Origin of the sequence: Streptomyces phytophilus, assembly GCF_013870535.1 — a bacterium.
Classification (GTDB): Bacteria; Actinomycetota; Actinomycetes; order Streptomycetales; family Streptomycetaceae; genus Streptomyces; species Streptomyces phytophilus.
In genome coordinates, this window is record NZ_JACBXC010000343.1 from 1 (window position 1) to 5,278 (window position 5,278).

At 68.5% G+C, this 5,278-nt stretch carries 5 protein-coding genes; 1 reads left to right on the top strand and 4 read right to left on the bottom strand.

What is annotated here, in order from left to right:
• The 4 genes from H5J30_RS16545 to H5J30_RS16560 all read right to left on the bottom strand — a co-directional run.
• On the bottom strand, window positions 1–915 hold a 915-nt coding region (locus H5J30_RS16545; protein ID WP_181788194.1), incomplete at its 3' end, for a glycoside hydrolase family 3 protein.
• 60 nt (window positions 916–975) lie between these two features.
• A complete protein-coding gene (locus H5J30_RS16550) occupies window positions 976–1,806 on the bottom strand; it encodes a carbohydrate ABC transporter permease (protein ID WP_181788195.1) in 831 nt (276 codons plus the stop codon).
• Window positions 1,803–2,789, bottom strand: coding sequence for a carbohydrate ABC transporter permease (locus H5J30_RS16555; protein WP_181788196.1), 987 nt, complete (start codon window positions 2,787–2,789; stop codon window positions 1,803–1,805). The genes H5J30_RS16550 and H5J30_RS16555 overlap by 4 nt, the downstream gene beginning before the upstream one ends.
• A gap of 90 nt (window positions 2,790–2,879) precedes the next feature.
• Window positions 2,880–4,166: an extracellular solute-binding protein gene (locus H5J30_RS16560; RefSeq protein WP_181788197.1), complete on the bottom strand. Its 1,287-nt coding sequence runs from the start codon at window positions 4,164–4,166 to the stop codon at window positions 2,880–2,882.
• Window positions 4,167–4,483: 317 nt separating this feature from the next.
• On the opposite strand from H5J30_RS16560, the gene H5J30_RS16565 reads away from it, so the two are divergent.
• A partial coding sequence (locus tag H5J30_RS16565; RefSeq protein WP_181788198.1) for a GntR family transcriptional regulator occupies window positions 4,484–5,278 on the top strand: 795 nt, incomplete at its 3' end.

Genomic DNA, 5,278 nt, shown 5'->3' on the forward strand with positions numbered 1-5,278 from the left:
CAGCACGATCTCCTCGTCGCCGCGGGCCCCGATGCACATCGCGTCGGCGCCGGCCGCGACGGCCCGTACCGCACCGCCCTCGATGCCGTACGCCGCGGCGATGGCCCGCATCTCCAGCGCGTCGGTGATGATCAGGCCGGTGAAGCCGAGCCCGCCGTCGGCGACGGGGGCGCGCAGCAGGCCGCTGAGCACCGCGGGGCTGACGGTGGCGGGCACGTCGGTGCGCAGGGCGGGCAGCAGGATGTGCGCGCTCATCACGGCCTTGGTGCCCGCCGCGACCGCGGCCCGGAACGGCACCAGCTCCCGCTCGCGCAGCACCTCGACGGGGACGTCGATGCGCGGCATGGCGTGGTGCGAGTCGACGTTGGTGTCGCCGTGGCCGGGGAAGTGCTTCGCGCAGGCGCTGACGCCCGCGTCCTGGAGGCCCTCGATGTACGCGGCGGTGTGCCGGGCGACGAGCGCCGGGTCGGCGCCGAAGGAGCGGGCGCCGATGACCGGGTTGTCCGGGTTGGAGTTGACGTCGGCGGACGGCGCCCAGTCCAGGTTCACGCCGACCTCGGCGAGCCGGCGGCCCAGCTCCCGGGCGACGGCCCGGGTGAGGCCGGGGTCGTCGACCGCGCCGAGGGCGAGGTTGCCGGGGAACGAGGAGCCCGTACGCACCTCAAGGCGGGTGACGTCGCCGCCCTCCTCGTCCATCGCCACCAGCACGTCGGGCCGGGCGGCGCGCAGCCGTGCGGTGAGCCGGGCGACCTGCCCGGGGTTCTCGATGTTGCGGCCGAAGAGCCCGACGCCGGTCAGGCCCTCGTCGAGGCGGCGCAGCACCCAGTCCGGGGGCTCGGTGCCCAGGAAGCTCGGCTGCAGTACGGCGAGGGCGTCCCGGGTCAGGGTGTCGGTGCTCCCTGCGAGTGTCGTCATGGCCGTCGTGCTGTCCCTTCCCGCGGCGGGTGGTTCCGCCGCAGCTTACGAGGTGGTACGTCAGCCCTTCACGGCACCGGCGGTCAGGCCGGCGGTGACCTTGCGCTGCAGGTACAGGAAGAGCACGAGGATGGGCAGGGCGAACAGCGACGCGGCGGCCATGGTGGCGCCCCAGTCGTCGCCGAACTGGGTCTGGAACTGGGACAGCCACAGCGGCAGGGTCTGCGCCTCGGCCTCCTTGTTGAGGACCAGCACCATCGGGAACTCGTTCCAGGCGGTGATGAAGCCGAAGAGCGAGGTGGCCATGAGGCCCGGCGCCAGCAGCGGGAAGATCACCTTGCGGAACGCCTGGGTGCGGCTGGCGCCGTCGACCATCGCCGCCTCCTCCAGTTCCTTGGGCACCGCGGCCACGTAGGTGCGCAGCGTGAGGATCGTCAGCGGCAGCACCATCACGGTGTAGAAGAGCGTGAGCGGCACCAGGCTGTTCAGCATGTCCGCGTCGCGCACCAGCATGTACACCGAGATGACCATGACCTCCCAGGGCGCCATCTGGGCGAACATGAAGACCAGGATGATGCCGGTACGGCCGCGGAAGCGCATCCGCGCGATGGCGAAGGACGCCAGCAGCGCGATGAGCAGCGAGATACCGACCGCCAGCAGGGTCACCGTGAGCGAGTTCTTCCAGAAGTTCCAGAAGTTGTCGGCGTCGAAGGCCGTGCGGTAGTGCTCGAAGGTCGGGTCCATGGGGAACCAGACCGGGTCCTCGCTGATGATGTCGCCGGTCGGCTTGAGGGACGTGGCGAACATCCAGTACACGGGGAAGAGGAAGAGGACGAACAGCACCAGGGCCGTCGCGTTGGGCCAGAAGCGGCCGATGAACGAGCGCCTCACGAGTCTTCCCTCTCCTGCTTCATGACCATGCGGATGTAGTACGACGTCAGCCCCATCAGGACCAGGATCGTGAGCACGGAGATCGCCGCGCCCATGCCGTAGTGCTGGTTGCCGACGCCCTCGACGAAGGCGTAGACGGGGAGCGTCTCGGTGAGCCGGTCGGGGCCGCCGCCGTTGATCGCGTAGACGTGCGGGAACGCCTTGAAGATCCAGATGATCTCCAGGAATGTGGTGGCGAGCAGGAACGGCTTGATGAACGGGAAGGTCACGGAGGTGAAGGTGCGCCAGGCGCCGGCGCCGTCGAGCCCGGCGGCCTCGTACAGCTCCTTGGCGATCGTGGTCGTGGCGGCGTAGAGGTTGATCGCCACGAACGGGATCGACGTCCAGACGAGCATCACCGTGATCACGAAGAAGGTGGAGAACTGGCTGCTGGTCCAGGAGTAGTCGGCCATGGAGTGCCAGCCGAGCTTGTCGAGGATCCAGTTGACGACGCCGTAGCGCTCGGCGAACAGCCACTGGTAGACGGTGGTGGCCGCGATGATGGGCATCGCCCAGGCGAGCACGAGCGCCATCAGCAGGGTGAGCCGCATCTTGCGGCCGAGGCGGGCGAGCAGCAGCCCGACCAGGGTGCCGAGCAGCATGATCAGCGTGACGTTCACCGCGGTGAAGACCACGGTCCGGATCGTGACGCGCCAGAAGTCCTCGCCGCCGAGGACGTCGGTGTAGTTGTCGAAGCCGTTCCACTCGGTGAGGTGCTGGATCAGCTCCTTCATGCCGAGCTTCTGGAACGACAGGATGCCGTTCTTCACCAGCGGATAGCCCAGCAGCACGGCGGTGATCGCCAGTGCCGGCAACAGCAGCAGGTACGGGAGGGTGCCGGCCGATCCCTGGGCCTTGCGGTGGCGTCCGGGCGGTGGGGGTTGTGTCGTACGGGCGCGGCCTTTGGCCTTATCGGTGGCCGGCCTCGGTATCTGCACAGTCATGATGCGGCGATCTCTTCGGGACGAGGTGGTTTCGGACCCGCGGGTGCGGGCGGGGCCGGGTCGTACCCGGTCCCGCCCGCCCGATGACACTTACTCCTGCGCGAGGCGCTCGTTCAGATCGTCCTCGACCGACTCGGCCGCTTCCTCGTGGGACTTACCGTTGAGGAAGGCGGTCATGTAGGACTTGATGGGGTTGGGGGTGTTCTCCACCGCGCCCCACTCGGGGATGAGCGGGGTGGTGCCGCCGACGGCGGCGGCCGGCGCCGCGGCCTCGGCCGCCTCGTTGCCCTCCAGCTTCGACAGCAGCGCGTCCTTGTTGGGGATCACGCCGTTGGCGGCCGCGAGGGCGCCCTCGTGCTTGTCGGAGAGCGCGATCTTCAGGAACTCCTGGGCGAGCTCCTGCTTCTCGCTGCCCGCGGCGACGGCCAGGTTGGAGCCGCCGAGGAAGACGCTCTCGGGGGTGTCGGCGGTCTCACCGGGGATGGTGAAGTAGCCGATCTCCTTCTCGAAGTTCTTGTCCTTGCTCGCCTCGATGGCGATGCCGGACTCCCAGCCCATGCCGATGATCGCGCCGGTCTCGCCCTTGCCGAAGACCTCGCCCTGCTGCGGGGTGGCCTCGTCCTTGTCCTTGGGCGCCGTGGAGAAGTCGGCGTACTGCTTGTAGATGTCCATGGCCTGGCCGACCTTGGGGTCGGAGAGGTTGGAGACCCACTTGTCGCCGTCCTGCTTCACCAGCTCGGCGTCCTGGCCGATGAGCAGGCCGTCGAAGAAGTACCAGTTCTGGCCGGGCATGTAGATCGGCTCGGCGTCAGTGTTCTTCTCGATCTTCTCGAACGCCGCGAAGAGGTCGTCACGGGTCTTGGGGAGTTCCGTGATGCCGGCTTCCTCGAAGATCGACTTGTTGTACATCACCACCCTGTTGGCGAAGAACCACGGGACGGCGTACTGCTTGCCCTCGTAGATCGACGACTCGTTGAGGGACTCGGTCCACTCGGTGCCGATCTCGTCCTTCAGCCCGGTCAGGTCGGCCAGGCCGCCGGTCGCCGCGTAGGCGGGCGTCTGGGTGTTGCCGACCTCGACCACGTCGGGCGGACTCTCCTCGGACAGCGCGGTGGTCAGCTTCTGCTGAATACCGTTCCACTGCTGCACCTTGTATTCGAGCTTCGCGCCCGTCTTCTTCTCGAACTCGGCCTGGACGTCCTTCAGCCAGTCGTCCGGTGTGGAGCCGTCCATGGCCCAGAAGGTGAGCGTCTCGCCCTTGAACGACCCGGGGCCACTGCCCTTGTCGTCGTCCTCGCCACCATCGTCAGAACCGCAGGCGGCGAGGCTTGCCACCAGGCCAGCCGCCGCCAGCACCGCTACCGCCGTGCGCTTCACGTCACCCTCCTCAACATGCCGGCCCACGCCCCCCTGCCGTCTTTCGCCAGCGATTCGCCACCGAAAAGTCCTTGCTCCCGGACCCTGCCCGTGGAGTGGACTTGTGGTCTTTAATGGTTTAGACCAGGTTGACGGTCTTGGTCTGGACCAATCGTGGAACGAAGCCTGGCCTAGACCAATGAGGGTGTCAAGGGTGTGCGGCCTGCTGGTTCGGCTTCCGTTACCGGACCGACATGTGAGCTATCCCGTCACCCCGCGAGTGCACCGACGGGTGACGAGCCGTGCCAGGATGTGAGCCGCTACCAGACGGAGGAGTCATGAGGACGAACGCCGGACCGGCCGAGGGAACGTCGGCTGCGACGGTACCGGCAGCCGACGAGCCGGGACGCGCCGGGGGGAGCACCGGGCGGACCACCCGCGTGCCCAAGTACTACCGGCTCAAGCGGCATTTGCTGGAAATGACCGAGACCCTGCCTCCCGGCACCCCGGTGCCGCCGGAGCGCACACTCGCCTCCGAGTTCGACACCTCCCGTACGACCGTGCGCCAGGCGCTGCAGGAGCTGGTCGTGGAGGGGCGGCTGGAGCGGATCCAGGGCAAGGGCACGTTCGTGGCCAAGCCCAAGGTCTCGCAGGCCCTGCAACTGACCTCGTACACCGAGGACATGCGCGCCCAGGGCCTCGAACCCACGTCGCAGCTGCTGGACATCGGCTACGTCACCGCCGGCGACCAGCTCGCCGAGCGGCTCGACATCACCCCCGGCGGGCGCGTGCTGCGCATCGAGCGGCTGCGGCTGGCCAACGGCGAGCCGATGGCGATCGAGACCACCCACCTGTCGGCGAAGCGCTTCCCCGCGCTGCGCCGCAGCCTGGTCAAGCACTCCTCGCTCTACACCGCGCTCGCCGAGGTCTACGACGTCCACCTGGCCGAGGCCGAGGAGACCATCGAGACCTCGCTGGCCACACCCCGCGAGGCGGGGCTGCTGGGCACCGACACCGGCCTGCCGATGCTGATGCTCTCGCGCCACTCCGTCGACACGCACGGCGAGCCGGTGGAGTGGGTCCGCTCGGTCTACCGCGGCGACCGCTACAAGTTCGTCGCCCGCCTCCGCCGC

What these genes read in the sequence shown, in the direction of transcription:
- H5J30_RS16555 (WP_181788196.1), bottom strand. Translation starts at nt 2,789, where the DNA reads ATGACTGTGCAGATACCGAGGCCGGCCACCGATAAGGCCAAAGGCCGC.